This is a genomic window from Vibrio profundi, assembly GCF_043642225.1.
Classification (GTDB): Bacteria; Pseudomonadota; Gammaproteobacteria; order Enterobacterales; family Vibrionaceae; genus Vibrio; species Vibrio profundi_A.
In genome coordinates, this window is sequence record NZ_JBHZSF010000027.1 from 1 (window position 1) to 17,572 (window position 17,572).

13 protein-coding genes and 1 pseudogene are annotated in these 17,572 nt (G+C 42.8%); 5 read left to right on the forward strand and 9 right to left on the reverse strand.

The window, feature by feature from the left end:
* Nucleotides 1–230: 230 nt before the first annotated feature.
* The 3 genes from ACHUFI_RS21970 to ACHUFI_RS21980 all read right to left on the reverse strand — a co-directional run bounded on the left by ACHUFI_RS21970 (nucleotide 231) and on the right by ACHUFI_RS21980 (nucleotide 4,302).
* Nucleotides 231–1,676, reverse strand: a complete 1,446-nt coding sequence (locus ACHUFI_RS21970) for a sucrose-6-phosphate hydrolase (RefSeq protein WP_394253085.1) — start codon at nucleotides 1,674–1,676, stop codon at nucleotides 231–233.
* Nucleotides 1,673–2,668, reverse strand: coding sequence for an aminoimidazole riboside kinase (locus ACHUFI_RS21975; RefSeq protein ID WP_394253087.1), 996 nt, complete (start codon nucleotides 2,666–2,668; stop codon nucleotides 1,673–1,675). Before ACHUFI_RS21975 ends, ACHUFI_RS21970 begins: the two co-directional genes overlap by 4 nt.
* Nucleotides 2,669–2,862: 194 nt before the next feature.
* A complete protein-coding gene (locus ACHUFI_RS21980) occupies nucleotides 2,863–4,302 on the reverse strand; it encodes a sucrose-specific PTS transporter subunit IIBC (RefSeq protein WP_394253089.1) in 1,440 nt (479 codons plus the stop codon).
* A gap of 233 nt (nucleotides 4,303–4,535) precedes the next feature.
* Between ACHUFI_RS21980 and ACHUFI_RS21985 the strand changes: the two genes are divergently transcribed.
* Complete coding sequence (locus ACHUFI_RS21985) at nucleotides 4,536–5,522, forward strand: LacI family DNA-binding transcriptional regulator (protein WP_394253091.1); 987 nt, start codon at nucleotides 4,536–4,538, stop codon at nucleotides 5,520–5,522.
* A gap of 135 nt (nucleotides 5,523–5,657) precedes the next feature.
* On the opposite strand, the gene ACHUFI_RS21990 is transcribed toward ACHUFI_RS21985, so the two are convergent.
* Both ACHUFI_RS21990 and ltrA read right to left on the reverse strand, forming a co-directional pair.
* Nucleotides 5,658–7,031 carry a carbohydrate porin gene (locus ACHUFI_RS21990; RefSeq protein WP_394253093.1) on the reverse strand — a complete coding sequence of 458 codons (1,374 nt, stop codon included), beginning with the start codon at nucleotides 7,029–7,031 and terminating at the stop codon, nucleotides 5,658–5,660.
* An 877-nt stretch (nucleotides 7,032–7,908) separates the two neighbouring features.
* Nucleotides 7,909–9,381, reverse strand: a complete 1,473-nt coding sequence (ltrA, locus tag ACHUFI_RS21995) for a group II intron reverse transcriptase/maturase (protein ID WP_394253105.1) — start codon at nucleotides 9,379–9,381, stop codon at nucleotides 7,909–7,911.
* Between the two features lie 308 nt (nucleotides 9,382–9,689).
* Here ltrA and ACHUFI_RS22000 point away from each other — a divergent pair, with 308 nt between their 5' ends.
* Complete coding sequence (locus ACHUFI_RS22000; RefSeq protein WP_394253095.1) at nucleotides 9,690–10,730, forward strand: IS110 family RNA-guided transposase; 1,041 nt, start codon at nucleotides 9,690–9,692, stop codon at nucleotides 10,728–10,730.
* Nucleotides 10,731–10,916: 186 nt separating this feature from the next.
* Here ACHUFI_RS22000 and ACHUFI_RS22005 read toward each other — a convergent pair whose 3' ends face one another.
* The 3 genes and pseudogenes from ACHUFI_RS22005 to ACHUFI_RS22015 all read right to left on the reverse strand — a co-directional run bounded on the left by ACHUFI_RS22005 (nucleotide 10,917) and on the right by ACHUFI_RS22015 (nucleotide 12,718).
* A complete protein-coding gene (locus ACHUFI_RS22005) occupies nucleotides 10,917–11,096 on the reverse strand; it encodes a hypothetical protein (RefSeq protein ID WP_394253097.1) in 180 nt (59 codons plus the stop codon).
* A 239-nt stretch (nucleotides 11,097–11,335) separates the two neighbouring features.
* Nucleotides 11,336–11,761, reverse strand: a pseudogene (locus ACHUFI_RS22010) (LysR substrate-binding domain-containing protein); the annotation flags it as partial.
* Nucleotides 11,762–11,830: 69 nt separating this feature from the next.
* Entirely contained in the window at nucleotides 11,831–12,718 is an 888-nt protein-coding gene (locus ACHUFI_RS22015; RefSeq protein ID WP_124939119.1) for a LysR family transcriptional regulator, read from the reverse strand.
* Between the two features lie 113 nt (nucleotides 12,719–12,831).
* On the opposite strand from ACHUFI_RS22015, the gene ACHUFI_RS22020 reads away from it, so the two are divergent.
* Together ACHUFI_RS22020 and ACHUFI_RS22025 are read left to right on the forward strand one after the other, a co-directional pair.
* Nucleotides 12,832–13,698 (forward strand): MBL fold metallo-hydrolase, encoded by an 867-nt coding sequence (locus tag ACHUFI_RS22020; RefSeq protein ID WP_394253099.1) that lies wholly within the window; start codon nucleotides 12,832–12,834, stop codon nucleotides 13,696–13,698.
* Complete coding sequence (locus tag ACHUFI_RS22025; protein WP_394253101.1) at nucleotides 13,692–14,306, forward strand: DsbA family protein; 615 nt, start codon at nucleotides 13,692–13,694, stop codon at nucleotides 14,304–14,306. Before ACHUFI_RS22020 ends, ACHUFI_RS22025 begins: the two co-directional genes overlap by 7 nt.
* A 431-nt stretch (nucleotides 14,307–14,737) precedes the next feature.
* On the opposite strand, the gene ACHUFI_RS22030 is transcribed toward ACHUFI_RS22025, so the two are convergent.
* Entirely contained in the window at nucleotides 14,738–15,661 is a 924-nt protein-coding gene (locus ACHUFI_RS22030; protein ID WP_394253103.1) for a LysR family transcriptional regulator, read from the reverse strand.
* Between the two features lie 121 nt (nucleotides 15,662–15,782).
* Between ACHUFI_RS22030 and ACHUFI_RS22035 the strand changes: the two genes are divergently transcribed.
* Nucleotides 15,783–17,339 (forward strand): carboxylesterase/lipase family protein, encoded by a 1,557-nt coding sequence (locus ACHUFI_RS22035; RefSeq protein ID WP_372384876.1) that lies wholly within the window; start codon nucleotides 15,783–15,785, stop codon nucleotides 17,337–17,339.
* The last annotated feature ends 233 nt before the right edge of the window (nucleotides 17,340–17,572 follow it).

Here is a 17,572-nt window from a genome sequence, read left to right on the forward strand (position 1 = left end):
AGGGTCGTCTGGTGATACAAACGGTTCACTCTTATCGCGGTGAACAGCGCTTCATGCGACTTCACGTCGCACGGACAATTTCGTGTTATATGAAATGCTAAATTAGCATTTATCGGATAACTTGAGGTATAGCAAAGCCTCTAATGTAGTGATCCAATTCACTTGCCACTACAAAAATGCTTCAAGGCAATACAAACCACTCGTAAAGTGGTTTGTATAATTGTAACAACTTAGTCATCTAGTCCTATAATTGTGCTCATTGCGTGATAAACAGTTTTCACACCATCAGTAATGGACAGCGCGTTCAAATCATCAATGAAGAAACGGCTGGTCATTGTATGCTTACCGCCATTGATAAAAATTTCGATCACCGACTTATCGACATAAACCTCGATGGTTTGCTTGGAGCTCAACCTCGGTGCTTTTCTCACAGAGCCAAACTCTTCCGCATAAAGTTGAGACATCTTACTGCGATCAAGCATGAACTCCGTTTCTGTAGCACTGAACACGATGTTATCACCCGCAGCATTAACAAGCGTTAACTCAAACTCGTCCGTTTCCGTTTCAAGCTGAACCATGAAGCTGGTTGTATCCAGTTCAAGAACGCTCTCAACCGTAACCGCTTCGCCTTGCAACGCGTTCAATTCAGGTAAAGCCGATTGCACCAGATAGCCATCTTGGATGTTAAGCTCGCGTGGTAATGACAACATACCCGCCCATTGGTGCACTACAGATGGAGCGTCGATATCAGGAAGGCCTACCCAAGCAATCAAGATCCGACGACCTGAATCGTCTAAGTAAGTCTGAGGAGCGTAAAAATCAAACCCGTAATCAGGCTGCGCGATATCTTGATGGTTTTCAAATTCCATCGAATCTAAATTCAAACAATCACCAACAATGTAAGCCACTGAGTAAATGTTTTTAAAATCGTACGGATTATCGCTAGAGACACCTTGTGGAGAAAACAGCATCACCGACTGATTATCGATTTCAAAAAAATCTGGGCATTCCCACATATAACCAAGATTGTTGTAACGAGTTTGAATAGAACCTTTATGCTGCCAGTTCATGAGGTCACGACTTCTGTACAGCGCCATTGAACCACGTTCTTCTTGGGTCTGAGCCCCAACAACCATCAAGTAATCGTCACCGCCCTTCCACACTTTTGGGTCGCGGAAATGTTCTGTGTAGTGTTCATTTTCGATAACCACACCATGCTTTTCTATTTGCCCTTTGACAGACATCTTCGCAAAACACTGAGTTGAAGACCTTTCCCAGTTTTCATCACGATGATTTCCCGTGAAGAATAAAATAGCTTCGTCATTTTCAACGAGAGCTCCACCAGAATAAACCCCATGAGAATCGTAGTCTTGGTCTGGATGCAGTCCAATGCCATGGTCTACGAAGTGAACAAAATCTTTTGTCGACAAGTGATACCAATACTTCATGCCATGAACAGGGCCGACCGGCGTCCATTGGTAAAAAATATGATGCTCGCCGTTGAAAAAACACAAACCATTCGGGTCATTCAGCAAGCCAAATTTGGGAGCAATATGGTAACTAGGGTATCCAGAATCTTGCTTACGCTGTTTTACCATCGCATCCATACTGTCTTGAGAAATCTGCTCTACGCGACAGTACCTTTGCTCTACTGTCCAGTTCGAATTCAAACTCATACATTCTCCTCAGTGTTTGTCGCACTTGAGATGCCTTGTTTATTAGACTGAGCCGAGATGACAATTTGATCAGGAGTAATAAACTGAGTAAGAGCGTTTTGCGTTGGAAGTGCCGTCATCGCACCTTTTTGCGTGATTGCTAATGCACCACACCCATTCGCCCACAGGATTGCAGAATCAACGACTTGTTGATTATTCCACTCTTCATGTTGAGAAAGCTTTGCAAGTAAACCGCCAACAAAAGCATCGCCAGCGCCTGTAGTATCCACTGGCGTCACTGAGCGACCTGAAATCAATACACCTTGGTTTTCAAATACTCGCCAAACGCCTTTCGCGCCCTGTGTAACCAGAACAAGCGTGTTGTTAAGATCTGCAATGTTAGCCAAACCTTGTTCCATCGACGTTGAATCGGTTAAGAAATCCAGTTCTTCTTCTGAGAATTTAACCACATCAGCCAGCTCGACCGCCTTCATGACCACAGACTTAATTTCAGATGGGTTTTGCCACACTTCATCACGAAGGTTTGGATCGAAGCTGATGTAACCGCCCGCGGCTTTCATGCGTCGGATCGCTTCAAAGGTGCTGCTTCGGCTTGGTTCATTAGCCAAAGAGATTGAGCAGACGTGTAGCCACTCGTTTTGCTTAAATTCGGGAATGTCTTCAACAGACATAAACTGGTCGGCACTTGGCTTAACCATAAACGTAAAACTGCGCTCGCCTTGATCATCAAGATCAACCACCACTGAGGATGTACGTTGTTCAGGGTCCTTAACCAAGTACTCAGTATTCACACCTTCTTTTTTCAGGGTATCTTCCATAAAAGCGCCAAACGGGTCATTACCCACTCGGCCGAAAAATGCGCTTTTGCCTAAAAGGCGAGAAATCGCTACAGCGACATTAGCTGGAGCACCGCCCGGACATTTTAACAACGTCGTATCAGTCTCCGGAATGAGGTCGACGACTGCATCTCCAGTTACCCAAACTTGATTCATCTTGTTTACCTTAAAATTGAAATTCATGACAACCGAAAGCAATGGCAATCGAACGCAGTAGCAACCTAAAGCAAGGTGACACTTCACGCTGCCATGTAAAAATATAAAAACTAGCCAAGCTAAATTAGTCAGCTAGTACCCCCAAACATATAAAATGAAGCGAAGGGGGTGTACTTCACTTCTAGGGAGAAACGTTAAGCTGTGGCTTTAATATTTTGCTTGCTGCGTTCACGCAAACCTAAAACAACAGTCAGTGCAAAGGCAGTTACGAACGCGATGATCATCCCCACCACGTAATAACCAATTTTTTCCGGAGATATTGAAATAACACCTGGAATACCCGCCGCACCAAGCGCTTGTGCTTTCACATTAAACATAGTGATAAACGCACTTGAAACCGCTGCGCCACAAACCGCAGCAATAAATGGGTAACGAAGCTTCAAGTTCACACCGAACATTGCAGGTTCAGTAATACCAAGCAGACCTGTTACACCAGAAGGAATCGCAATACTCTTCATTTTTTTATCACGAGTCATGAAACCAACCGCCAGTGCCGCCGCACCTTGTGACACGTTAGACATCGCCGCGATAGGGAAGATGAACGTACCGCCAGTCGTTGCGATATCTGCAAGCAACTGAGTTTCGATAGCGATAAAGCTATGGTGCATACCTGTGATAACAAAAGGTGCATAAATCAAACCAAGCGCCGCACCACCGACAAAGCCAGCACTGTTGTACAACCAGTTAAGGCCGTCACCTAATAGGAAGCCGATATCACGTGTAAATGGACCCACAACAGTGAATGTGAGTAAGCCTGTCACAAAGATAGCCAGTAACGGTGTTAGCAAGTTATCCAGAACTGAAGGCACCACTTTACGTAGGCCAAGCTCAACTTTCGCTAGAATAAACGCAGAAACAAGAACGGGCAGTACTGAACCTTGATAGCCCACTTTCTCGATTTCGAAACCTAAAATGTTCCAAACTGGAATGCTGCCCGAAACCGATGCGCCACCGAAGCCCCAGCCGTTAAGCAAGTCTGGGTGAACCATCAACATACCTAAAGCCGCGCCAAGGTATGGGTTACCACCAAACTTCTTACTCGCTGAAAATGCTAATAAAATAGGTAAATACACAAAAGGAGCATTAGCAAATGTATTGATCATGTTTGCTAAGTCGGTCAAACCCGGATTAGCGTCGATTAAAGATTTGCCATCAATGAACAAGCCTTGCGCCGTCAATAGGTTGTAGATACCCATCAACAAACCACCAGCAACAATTGCCGGAATGATTGGTACAAAGATATCAGACAGACCTTTCACCGCGCGTTGCAGGATATTTTGGTTGTCAGCACCTGCAGACGCCACATCGTTGGTCGACATTTCCGTCATTTCAGTCAGCTTAGCTAGCTCAGCATAAACTTGGTTAACGATGCCTGAGCCAAAGATGATCTGATATTGACCTGCTACTTTAAACTGGCCCTTAACCCCTTCAAGGTTATCAATCGCCTGTTCATCAATTTTGTCTTGGTCTGCAACCGCAAGACGCAGACGAGTCGCACAGTGTGCAAGTGCGGTGATATTACTTTTACCACCTAATAGAGAAAGCAGCTCTTTTGCTATTTTTGGATAATTCATTACATACCCCATTGGATTATCATTTGAGCCTTTGAATTTTCGGGAACGTTTGCAAAACAAATTTTTGCCTAGAAATAACAAATGTTCAAAGATAACTGCTCAATACTGTGAGAATGATCTTCAAATTATCTCCCTAGGATAAGAAGACAGGGTTAAAATCTCCTAATAACAGGTAAATTTGATGCTCTGTTTGCAAACAATCCCAAAACTAAAAATACAAATGGATAATGATAATGGCTAGTCTTCATGATGTCGCTCGTCTCGCTGGAGTTTCCAAGTCGACGGTTTCTAGAGTAATCAACGATGAATATGGTGTAAAAGACGCGACCAAAGTGAAGGTGCGGAAAGCAGTCGAAGAATGTGGCTATCTCCCAAACCAAGTCGCTAAAGACTTAAAGTCTCAGAAAACCAACCTCGTTGGGGTGATTGTTCCTAGGGTTTCTTCCCACGCCACCTCTCAAGGTGTCGACGGTTTAACCGCAGTATTAGAGCAAGCGGGGAAACATGTTCTTTTGGCAAGCACACACCAAAAACACCACAAAGAACTCGAATATATTCAAATATTTAATCAAAAACGTGTAGAAGGAATTATCCTGTACGCAACTCACCTAGACGATCAATTAGTCAAAGCCATTCAAAGCTCTGCAGTACCTGTTGTATTGGTTGGTCAAGACGGAGCAATGTTTAACATCCCAAGCATTGTGCACGATGATGCACGTGTAGGGTTTGAAGCGGGTAATCGCCTCATAGCGAAAGGTTGTAAGCATATGGGATTCATCGGTGTGCAAGGTGATGATATTGCGGTTGATAAAATGAGATCGGAAGGCTTCGCTCAATCGCTTCAATTTAACGACCTCACACTGCAATTTCACGCCCGTGGCGACTTCACCATAGAGTCAGGTTACCAACTGGCTAAACAGTCTCTAAAAGAGCACACCAAGCTCGACGGCCTGTTCTGCGCAACTGACCGTATCGCAATCGGTGCGATCAGAGCCATTCAGGAAGCAGGACTCATTCCAGGAAAGGATGTCTTGGTACTCGGCGTGGGTGACGATGAACTTGCTTCAGTATGCACACCAACGCTGTCTACGTTTAACTATGCGTTTGATAAGGCGGGAGAAAATGGAGCCAAGCTGCTGCTCGACCGTATTGAGAAAAAAGGCTTTGAAATGAGTAAGATGGTGTTGACCTTCACCACTATTGACCGAGAGTCTTGCTAGCGATTTATTTCAGAGATCAAGTTATTCCAAGATAAAAAAATGCCAACCTTCGAGTTGAAACGATAAGGTTGGCATTTGATGATGCGACTATCACATCATGATTAACACTCTCTATCTAAACGATATATAAGGTAATTAGAACCAAGTTTCCATCTGCAGTGCAAACAGCACCTCGCCGCCCTCACCCATCGTTGCTGCATCCGCCTCAGTGCTGATCGAGTAACCATTCAGGTCTTCACTCCAATCTACATAGCTTACAGCGAAACGCAGTTCAGGTCGGTCAAAGAAACCAGTGCTGGTTGAAAGCTTGAGTGTTGGTGCCACTGTCGCTTTGTAGAAACCACCGCTCGCTTGCTCTGTCGAGTTGTCTAAATCCATGTACTGCAATGAGCCTTCGTAAACCATCTCAAAGTTTTCTGTGAACTCTTGAGCTAATCGAATGTTTAAAGAAGCCCATGTGAACTCGTCATTCTTCTTCAAACGGTCTTGGCTATGCTCTGCCATTAATGCAGGCGCTAAGCGCCAGTTCTCGCCAATGCGAGTGACACCGTAGCTAAACAGGCGAACGGCTTTTGCGTCATCCAGTAGATCACCATTTGAACCAATGCCTTTTAGCTCTGCACCTAGGCCGCTACCCACTAACATACCCGTTTTAGAGAAACCTTCACTCAGGCCAAAGAAGTTGTCTCCATGGTACGCAAACATTGCGTGTACACCGCTTTCAGCTGCACCATTTAAGCGGCTATCGTTGTCTGCTGAGGTCATGCCACTCAACATCACTTGCCATTGGCCAATACGGTTATTCATGGTTGCAATGTAGTTTTCAATATCCGTCGATGGGCTATCGATCTCGCCAAAGTCTCGACCATAAATCGAAAAATTAGCTTTCCAACTATCGCTCATCTGGACATCGTATACACCCGCACCTGTACCACCTAAGAAAACGATGTCTGAGTCGAAAAAGTGAATATCAAAGTTGTCGCGATCGAATCGTTTACCCGCCCAGAACGCGGCTTGAGAAAACGTTTCTGACTCAGCGAACATAGTTAACCCACTTAATTCCGAATAGATTTGTCGCACATTTAGTTGGCTTTCACTCGCTGTCCAGTCGTTATTTGTTTCAGTGCCATCTGACATCATGAGGCTAAATAATGCGCGAGAACCGTCATCATTGAAGCGCTTATACGTAAAATTGGCATCAACGTAATTATCATCTTCAACCCCTAAACGCCCAACTGGCGCACCAATCGCACCCGCCGCTGTCATGTAAGGACCAGTACCTGTCGCGCCGTTTAGGTCGTCGTTGATCAATAACCCAGAGCGTGCATAGCCGTGAAACTCAAACGAAGAAGCCTTTTCATTGGCTTCGGTAGAAACCTGCTCCGTTTGTGCAACTCTTTGTTCTAATTCATTAATACGTTGCTCTAATGCTGCAACGTCTTCACTTGCTAATACCGATGTAGTCATTAGCCCCATTGTTACAGCAACCGCTAAAGTGTGTAGTTTCATTCTTATGTTCTCACGTTAATTGTTTTGGGTTGATTGCAAACGTTCCCAAAATAATTCGTAAGCGCATTTCGGCTTATACTTTTGATGTACAAGCTCTATATCGAAGAAGAAATAGAAATCAGTCGTGTTGATTACTTCACTTTTGTATCTGGGTGGATGATAGATCGATAATTTCGGGAGCGTTACCGAAAATGCATAATTCTGATAACTTTGTCACAAGTGAAATTGATTAATGGGCGAAAAATAGTGTATCGCGCACATTGAAAGCTTTTCGAAGGTTTGAGGAGGGAGGTGCGCTCGGACAAAATAAAAAACTTCTGACACATACTTTTCAGTATCAAAGACCGGTGCACTGTGACCAACACCTTGTTCAACAAAAAGTTGATTTTCTACACCGTACTTGTCTAATAATTGTTTGAGTAACTCGCTTTGCTCTAGTGATACTGGTTTATCTAAATCGCCATGAAGCATGGTAAACGGTAGCGAATTTTTGGTGATGTAATATAGGCTTCAAGTTCGCGAACAGACTAACCTCTTAAGTTACATTTGCTTACTGCATTTGTATATCACTAATTAGACGCCCAACAGCCGGTTTTACCCTAGCATGACTCTGCCTCTATAAGTGCGTTATTCAAGGGGGAATTCGGATAACTTTTAGTCGGGTAAGTTCATATTAACAAGGTATAAATGAGGATTTACTCTGAATGACTTTGGGGCATTTTCGAGGTAGAAAATGCCACGTATTAGAATTCAGATTGTGACGTTTTTGTCGAGTAGACGACACTTGTTACCAAGTGCCGCCCCTCTAAGAACCGTACGTGCAACTTTCACTGCATACGGCTCAAGCCTCCACTAAGGCATCATTGATACCCAGCAATTATAACGCAGTCGGGACAGGCTCTTTCCAAGAGTTGCGGGCTAGCCTTTTAGATTTTCTCTTCACCAAATATTCTTGGTATTGAGGGTCAAAAGGGGTTGCTGCATTCCTGATTTTTACGTGTCGCTCGATGGGCACTTTCGCTATTTGGAACAGATTGAAGTGACAGTCCATGTTCATAATTTTCTGCCAACCGTGAAATTGCCACTGGCCTTTACGATTAAGAAAATACTTATGAACAACCCAGTCTTTGGACTTGGTTGGATGACGTCTAACTGCCCAGTGCCATAGCGCCTGGAATAGTTTGTGGCCGACATACCCGAATACTTGTTTAGCAACACAGTGGCGATAGTAATTCGCCCAACCTCTGAGTTTCGGATTTATCAACTTGATAAGATCGTTAACAGGGATGGTTGCGTGCTTTTTAATAAGTTCACGTAGGTTTCTCAAGAATAACAACGTGTTGGATTTGCTCGGTTTAATGAGTAATTTCCCTTTGTACTTCCTGTGATTGAAACCCAGAAAGTCAAAGCCATCATCAATATGAGTGACCTTCGTTTTCTCTTCGGATAGGGTTAGCCCTCTTTTTGCCAGAAAGTCAGCAATCAACGGTTTGATGTCGTTCACTAGCACTTCCTTTGAAGAGCAAGTAACCACAAAATCATCCGCGTAACCGATAAAGTTAGCCTTAGCACCCTTTTTCAGGGCTGTAGATTTTATTTGTTGCTCTATTCCCGCGAGAGTCATTATCATCAAGGTTGGAGAGATTATTCCACCTTGAGGTGTACCCTCATCGGTATCATAGAACAGCCCCTTATCCACATAGCCAGACTTTAACCATTGCACTAACATACGTTTATCTACCGTGATATTGTCCATAAGCCATTGATGCCCGATTTTGTCGAAGCAAGCCTTAATATCTCCCTCAAGAACCCATTTCGCTGATCGCTTTAGAGCCAAACATTTGAAACACTGACTGACGGCGTCAGCCGTACTGCGGTTTGGCCTAAACCCATAGCTATTGAGGTCGGCAAGCGTTTCGGACACTGGTTCTAATGCTAGAAGGTGGAGGGCTTGTTGCGCTCTATCAATCATGCATGGAATACCCAATGGCCTGAGCTTACCGTTCTTTTTGGGGATGTAGATACGTTTGAGTGGTTTTACTTTGTAAGTCTTGCGACTCAGTTGATTAACTGCTTTCATACGGCGAGTATCTGTGTTCCAGATAACGCCATCTATTCCAGACGTTTTACTGCCTTTGTTTTGAGAGACTCGCCTAACAGCAAGCAGTTTTGCTGAGCGAGAATGAGTTAAGAGCCACTGTAAGGATTTCACCTTACCGTATTTCTTTTCTCTCGTTGCTTTTGCGATACGCATTTGAAGCTTTAATACGTGCACTTCAGCGGATTTCCAGTCGATAGACTGCCACTGAGCACCGTCAGAAGATGCACTAATCTCTTTCGAGACCATAATTTGCTTTTCTCCTTGAATAAAGTTCTTCAAATTTTCTCGCAATGGGAGACCAGTCGGAAGTGGGCTCACTTTCGTGATCAGACATAAGTCTGTATCTGCATCGTTACAATACAGCCTTCGCTTTTTCCGACCTCCTATACCTGCACCACTATCGGCCACAAAGGCTTTCCCAAAGGGAGTGATACAGGCTTACCCTGTTCCGTATGTTACGTAAAATGTCAGCTTAGATGCCCACTATAGATGTATGGACTCCTCTCCCCTCGGGGACTACGTTATAAATACACCTGTAAAAATAGTGGAGCTCAGATATGGAAGACAATCTAATACTTGCCATCGACCTAGCGAAAAACTCATTTCAAGTTTGCTATATGAGAATCAATGGTGAAGTTCTCATGAACAAAGCTATCAGCCGTACTAGTTTGATCAGACTGCTAACTGGAAAGAAGAAGTTTTCTTTAGTGGTCATGGAGGCTTGTGGTGGTTCTCATTACTGGGCTCGCTTAGCGAAGAAAAATAATTACGAAATTAAAGTCATCCCCCCTCGTGCAGTTACAGGTCTACAACTCAAACAGAAAACGGATAAGAATGATGCTTATGCGATAGGGGTTGCCGCTCTACTTCCTCATATATCTAGTTGCAGTCAGATGTCTGAAGAAGAGCAAGGACTACAGTGTTTGGATCGTGCTCGGGCATTACAGATAGCCCAACGAACAGCACTTAGTAATCAAATGCGTGGGTTCTTAATGGAATTTGGCATCGTTTTGCCCAAAGGAATAACTCCTTTAGTAAAACGGATCCCAGAAATATTAGAAGATGCAGAAAATGGGTTACCAGATTCTTTACGGCAAGTACTCGCATCTCAATCTGATTTATTAGCTATGTATACAGAACAAATAGAATACTACGACGGTTTAATCACAGAGCATGTTAGTCAAAATAAAATCTGTAAAAAGCTTAGTAAACTAGAAGGAGTTGGGCCAATCGTAGCATTAGGTCTAATGGTACGTTTAGGTAATGGTAAAGAATTTGTTCGAAGTCGAGATGCGTCTGCTTGTATAGGATTAACGCCTAAACAACACTCTACTGGCGGTAAAGAGCGTATAGGGCATATTTCTAAAAGTTGCGCAGATAAGCGTTTGAGAAGCCTCTTGTATCAAGGAGCAATGTCTATAGTGTACAAAGTTACACTTCGAGCACCAACAACAGAAAAAGAACGGTGGTTAAAATCTATGATAGAGCGACGTGGTAAGAAAATAGCTGCTATTGCTCTGGCAAATAAGACGGTTAGAACCGCCGTTGCACTCATAAAAAGTGATAGTGAGTATCACCCATTGGCGATTCAAGCATAAGTAGTGTTAATCAAATTTTAATTCAATGACTTGCATAAAATAAAGCGATAATACAACCAATGGAATTCAGATCCGCACAAAAGTACTTAGATACTGCGCTATAGACTCGGACCATTGGAGCGAACACATCAAAGGGCAGGAGTAGCTCTCCAATAAGAGCCCGTATATAAGTGCGCAACTATCGTTCTATTTAAAAAGGCATTGATTAAAACGAGGAGTCCATATAAGTGCGGAGAGTACGGCGACCACGAAAAAGTACTGTCCAACCTCTTTCCAACTCTCATTGCCTTTTGGCCACAGCGTATTAACCACTTCCGCTGCTTCATCATATAACGCACCTTGAATGGATTCACATACGTTCATCATACTGACTACCTAGCACTTACCCGAATTGTGGTTTTCAGGAGGAACGTCCTCTCACGATTCTTTTCCCACTCAGCCCAACGGCCAAGTTTCGTTACATTGTTCGAGCCGCTGCTTTATTCAGGCTCGTAGGTTCATCTGGTGATACAGATGGTTCACTCGTTAAGCGGTGAACAACGCTTCATACGACCTCAGGTCGCACGGACAATTCTGAGTTACGAACCATCAGACACGCTGAACTTTCACATAACTTCTAGTATCGTAACTCTACGGGCAGCAATTATGCAGAAGTCCAAAAAGTGTCGAGGTAGTTTGGGGCGATATTGCCTTGAGGGGTACAGAGCCCATATGCCAATTGTTTGATTTTAAAGTCTTCCAATAAGACAGTCAAAGTCCTAGTTTGTATTTCGTTGACAATAAAGGGCAATGTTAAACATGATATACTTTTGCCATTAATCACGGCATTGAGAAGTATGGAATTATCATTTACAGAGTAGTTACTTGTGACCGTCACACATTAACGGGCTGAGCGTATTTAGAGCCGACCTTAGGAACAAACAGCCAATCATTGCCTATTCGTTTGTGGATTAAGCAATTGTGATCGAGTAAGTCTTCGGGGACAAAGGAGCGACATGTTCTGCTAGATATTGAGGGGAGGCACAAACCACCTATAGGCTATTGTAAGTTTCGAATGCGGACAGAAATCTCTTGTTCCACCACTCTCTAACCCCCAAGTTCTACCAAGGATTGTCTTTGAAATACTCATGCAAATAATCAATTAATGCTCTTACGGTTGGAGATTGATGTTTTCTTGAAGAATAGAGCGCATATATTGTCAGATCGGCGGGTTTCCACTCTGATAGGACTGGCTGTAATGTGCCGCTTTCGATGTATTGATTAGCTAAGTAGGTTGGTTGAATGGCAACACCTCCACCAATAAGTGCTGCATGGAGTAATGTCGTAGCCTCGTTAGCGGTTAGTTTACATTCAACATCTATTGATTTTTGTTGAGTACCATTAGTGAGGTGCCATACGTGTCGCTGAAAGTTTTTATACCCCAGACAGTTATGCATACTCAGTTCCTCTGGCTCCGAGAGGTCCTTCCTGCTTGCTAAATATGCAGATGAAGCAACTAGTACCGATTCGCAAATGGCTATCGGTTTACCAATCAAAGATGGTTCCGGATTAGAAGCGATTCTAATCGCAAGATCAATTTGTTTTTCTGTCAGGTCTGCGACTGAATCCTGTAGATCGATATCGACATGGACTTTGGGATGCATAGCCATGAAATTCAAAAGCGCAGGGACAAGCTGCGAAAACCCGAATGACATACTTGTCGCAACTCGTACTCTCCCGGTTAGCTCTTCACTATTATCACTTAAAGCGACTAACCCGTTCGCTTGCTCAAGCCAAACCTCAACTTCTTTTAAACACCGCTCTCCGGTCGTTGTGAGCGTTACCTTTCGGGTTGTTCGATGTAGTAAACGGGCGTTTAACCACTTCTCCATAGCTTCAACATAACGTGTCACCATGGGGCGAGACATCTCAAGTCTGTCAGCCGTAGCGGTAAAACTGCCTGATTGAGCAATATCAACAAATACTTTTGCAGCGGTTAATTTATCCATTTATTTGCTCGAATTAAGAAATAATGATGTTTGATTTTGTATGTTTTTCAGATCATGTCAATCATTTATGGTTTATCACATCAAAACAAGCCATATAATTTACGGAGCAAGTCATGAAAAGAATCAGCCTATTAGCCGCATCCATCTTAGTCGCAGGTAGCGCCTTTGCCACAGAGCAAACGACACTGACTTTTGATATTTATAACGCAGACGAAAACAGCTTCCACGCAAACTCAACATTGATTGTTGGAGAAAGTGAGGTAATGCTGATAGATACTGGCTTTACTAAAGCAGATGCTCTGCGGATTGCAGCAAAAATACAGGATACGGGTAAAGAATTAAAAACTATTTTCATTAGTCAGGCCGACCCTGACTTCTATTTTGGCGCTGAAGTATTACACGTCTTGTTTCCCAATGCAGATATTGTGACAACGCCTGCGGTAAAAGAAGTCATAGAAAAGAAACTGCCTTCCAAACTCAAGGTGTGGAGTCCTAGAATGGGCAGTAATGCACCTGTTACGCCTTATATTCCTAAAGTAATAGAGGCGACAAGTCTTATTTTGGAAGGACACAAGATTGAGATAAAAGGTACGGATGGCGTTTTACCGCACCGCCCATACTTATGGATTCCTTCAAGTAAAACAATATTAGGTAACATAGCAATATTTGGAAATTTGCATCTTTGGACTGCAGATACGCAAACCGAGCAGAGTCAACATGCATGGAGTGAGCAACTTAAGGAGATGCAAGCTTTACAACCGGAAACGGTTATTCCGGGACATATGAAATCGGGAACTGCGTTAAACGTTGAATCCATTAACTACTCTTTGCAGTATCTTGAAGATTTCAGTGAGTCAAAAAAGAACAGTAAAAATAGCAAACAACTCATTGAAAAAATGTCTGAGAAATACAAAGACTCGAAGTTACCTATTGCTTTAAGCATTGGTGCGAAAGTTCATATGGGGGAGATGACATGGTAACTATTCACTACTTCTATGATCCTATGTGTGGGTGGTGCTATGGCGCGACTCCATTGGTAGAATCAATTGCAAGCAGCAGTAAGTATCAGCTAGTAATGCACCCCGGAGGGATGCTTCCAGCAAAATTGATAGCACCATCGTTTCGTCAGCATATTTTAAATAGTGACCGACGAATTAGTGAACAGACCAATGCTCAGTTCGGACAGGATTATATAGAACGTGTAGCAGGTAATGAGCAACTTGTTCTGGACTCTTATCTTCCTACTCGGGCAATTCTTGTTGGAGAATCTTTAGGGCTTGATCCATTTGACATGTTAAAAGCAATACAAAAAGCACATTACATTGAAGGCAAAGCCGTCAATACTCTTAGCAGTTTGGAAGAGTTGGTTGTTCAACTAGGGCTCGACCAACAGTTATGGCGAGAGAAAATGCAAACAAGGGAACCCTTAGAAGACGCCGTAATCGATATTAGCCATCAAATGATGACCCGATTGGGCGTTCAGGGTTACCCAACACTTATGATTGAAGACAATGGGGAATTTAAGAGGTTGCCTCATACCGAGTTTTATGGCCGAACAGAGCAATGGAAGACATTATTAGAAATTTAACTAAACGCGACCTTGCGGTAACAGATAGTGTATAAAGCCCCACTCATAATGTTCGTGACGCAAATGAAATTGCGGCGCGAACTTCTTTCAACCAAATGATTATGCACCTTAAGTATTTTTTGTAAATGCAACATATGATAGCTTCTGGGAGTTTCCGTTCACCACCAGGGTAGCCTGAAATAATAAACTTGAAACAAAACTAGTGATGAAGTCTATCGGTGGTGTATTGCTCAAACACTTAAATGGACAATTGTGAGTTACGAACGAGCGGACAAGCTGAACTTTCACATAACTTCTAGTATCGCAATTATGCAGCAGTCTAAATTAACTCATTCATTACATGTTGATATTACGAAACCTTTAAAAGTATAGAAGTAACTAACCGATTAGGTAGGGCAACATTGTTGCTTAGCTTCATTACCCACATAGCTTCATGGATCAATATTACGCATTTGATCATGCTTAATCGATAAATCTTCTTGCAAAAAATCCAACAAGTATCGATGTAACTTAGGCTGATATTGTCTTGAGGGATACAGCGCCCATATGCCAACAGAGTTCACATGATAGTCTGTTAGCAGAATAGTGAGAGCTCCAGCTTGTGCTTCATTGTCAATAAAAGGCAGAGGTAAACACGCTATACCTTTGCCATTAATCGCTACATTAAGAAGTATGGAACTATCATTTACAGAGTAGTTACTTGTGACCGTCACATTAATAGGCTGAGCAGATTTAGAACCGGCTTTAGGAACAAACAGCCAATCATGGCCTATTCGTTTGTGGATCAAGCAATTGTGATCGAGTAAATCTTCGGGAGATAAAGGAGCGCCATGTTCTGCTAGATATTGAGGAGAAGCGCAAACCACCGATGGGCAATCAGCCAATTTCTTTCCAATTAAAGATTCGGGTAGGTCGTTACTTAATTCAATTGCCATATCAATTCCATGTTTAATCAAATCCAGTGAATGATTCGACAACGTGAGATCGACTACAATTTCTGGGTACTTAAGCATGAATCTCTCAATAGCTTGAGCAAGATAAAGCTGACCAAATGAAATGCTCGTTACCAGGGATATTCGACCTTTGGGCTGAGATTGTTGCTCTTGAGCAAGGCTATATAACTGGTCATTTTGCTTCAAAATATTTTGGCAAAAAGGTAATAACTCTCGACCTACATTTGTAATTCCTAGGCTTCTTGTTGAACGATATAATAAACGGACACCTAGCGATTTTTCTAACGCAGCGATGTGGCGAGTCGCCATGGAGCGTGATATTCCTAGCTCTTCAGAGGCCGCAGTTAGGCTACCTAATTCCACAATAGAAACAAATACTTCCATCGATATGATTCTATCCATACACCCTCAATAGTTCGATTTATGCAACAATCTATTGACGTATAGCATATATATCAACTTCAAACTAGGATTTATACTGACCTTATATTCCAATACCGAGCCGAATAAAATGAAAAAAACAATGATGCTAGTCGCATGCCTTAGTACAGGTTTAATTCAAAGTAATACACTATTTGCCCAGATTCAAAATCCTGAAAGCTCAACTTTGGTAATCATTGAGTCAGGTAAACTTATGGGAAGCAACCATGATGGCGTGGCCACATTTTATGACGTCCCATATGCGCAAAACCCTTTTACGGCAGATCGCCGATTTCAAGCACCGCAAGCATACGAAACTTGGAACGGATTATTAGATGCAACAAAAGCAGGTCAACCTGTCCCACAGCCTAGCCGAGATAAAAACACCACCTTGGTGGGGGCTCCCGATGATCTAACTCTGAACATATGGACACCTATGAGTGCCGTTGCTACCAACAACAAGGCATCAAATAAAAAACTGCCAGTCATTGTATGGATCCCTGGAGGCGCATTCATCCGAGAAGATGCAGCAGAGTTAGCCTACGACGGAACAAGCTTTGCTCAGAATGACGTGATTGTTGTAACGATCAATTATCGTGTAGGCGTTGATGGTTTTATGCACCTAGAGGGCGCACCTGATAATCGCGGCATTCTTGATCAGATCATGGCTCTTGAGTGGGTACAAAAGAACATCGAAGATTTTGGTGGAGACCCTAGCCAAGTTACTGTTGCAGGTCAGTCTGCTGGGGCAGAAAGTGTTGCCATTTTATTGGGTACCGAAAAAGCAGAAGGCCTATTCCAGAAAGCCATTATGCAAAGTCCTCCAATGGCATTTTTAACTCAGAAAGAAGCTCAGAAAATCACACAAAGCTATACCAAAAAACTGAATATTCCAGCCACCGTTGAAGGCTTATCGACGGTTCCATTTCCTGAATTAGTTAAGAACGTTATTGATATGGGTTATACCATACAAGATCGTGGTAAATGGGGAATGCTATCGTGGGGAGGCACCGCATTTTTGCCCGTTGTTGATGGGGATATCATTATCGAGTCTCCAATGAAAGATCTCACCAAAGCTTCACCTTCTATTCCAGTCATCGTTGGTAGTACAGATCAAGAGTCACGACTGTACATGGTGCCAAGTGGTGCCGTTAACAATACGACCGAAAAAACGAAGTCACTATTATTATCTGACTTGTCATTGGAAGGTTGGCCTGCGGATGTGTATTCAACAGAAGACAATGGAAAATCCATTGGAGACACTTTTGCCGATATCAAATCTGATTTTACCTTTAGAATGCCAGCACTGCACATTGCTCAACAGTTAACTAAAAACGACAACAATGTTTGGCATTATAATTTTTCTTGGATGTCACCTGCGTTTGATGATCAATTAGGAGCCGCACACTTTGTTGACGTGCCGTTTGTGTTTAATACCACTGACAATGAACAAGCAAAAAGACTTGTCGGCTCACAACCTCCAGTTGAACTTATTAATACCATGCACAAGCAATGGCTAAGATTCATCAAGACAAGCAAAGCTGATTGGTCTCCATACAACTTATCGGAACGACCAACAATGCAATTTGATGTTAAATCGAAACAGATCAATGACCCTAATAGCTCGGTTCGAAAATTGTGGGAAGATTTTGAATTCTAAGTGAAACGATTCAAATATTGGATGATGGTTGTTGACATAATTCAGATTAGAAAAACTAGGTCATCACGTGGCTTGGTTTTTCTGTTGATAGATTTAACTAAAAGATAACGGGGCAACAGCTTGTCAGAATAGTAGCTAATTGAAACCCTAAAAAATAGGTTCATCGCGGCTTTCCGGGGAAAGCCGCTTTTATCTTCAAGAAGAAGTAGTCTGTATCTCGATAACCGTACCCA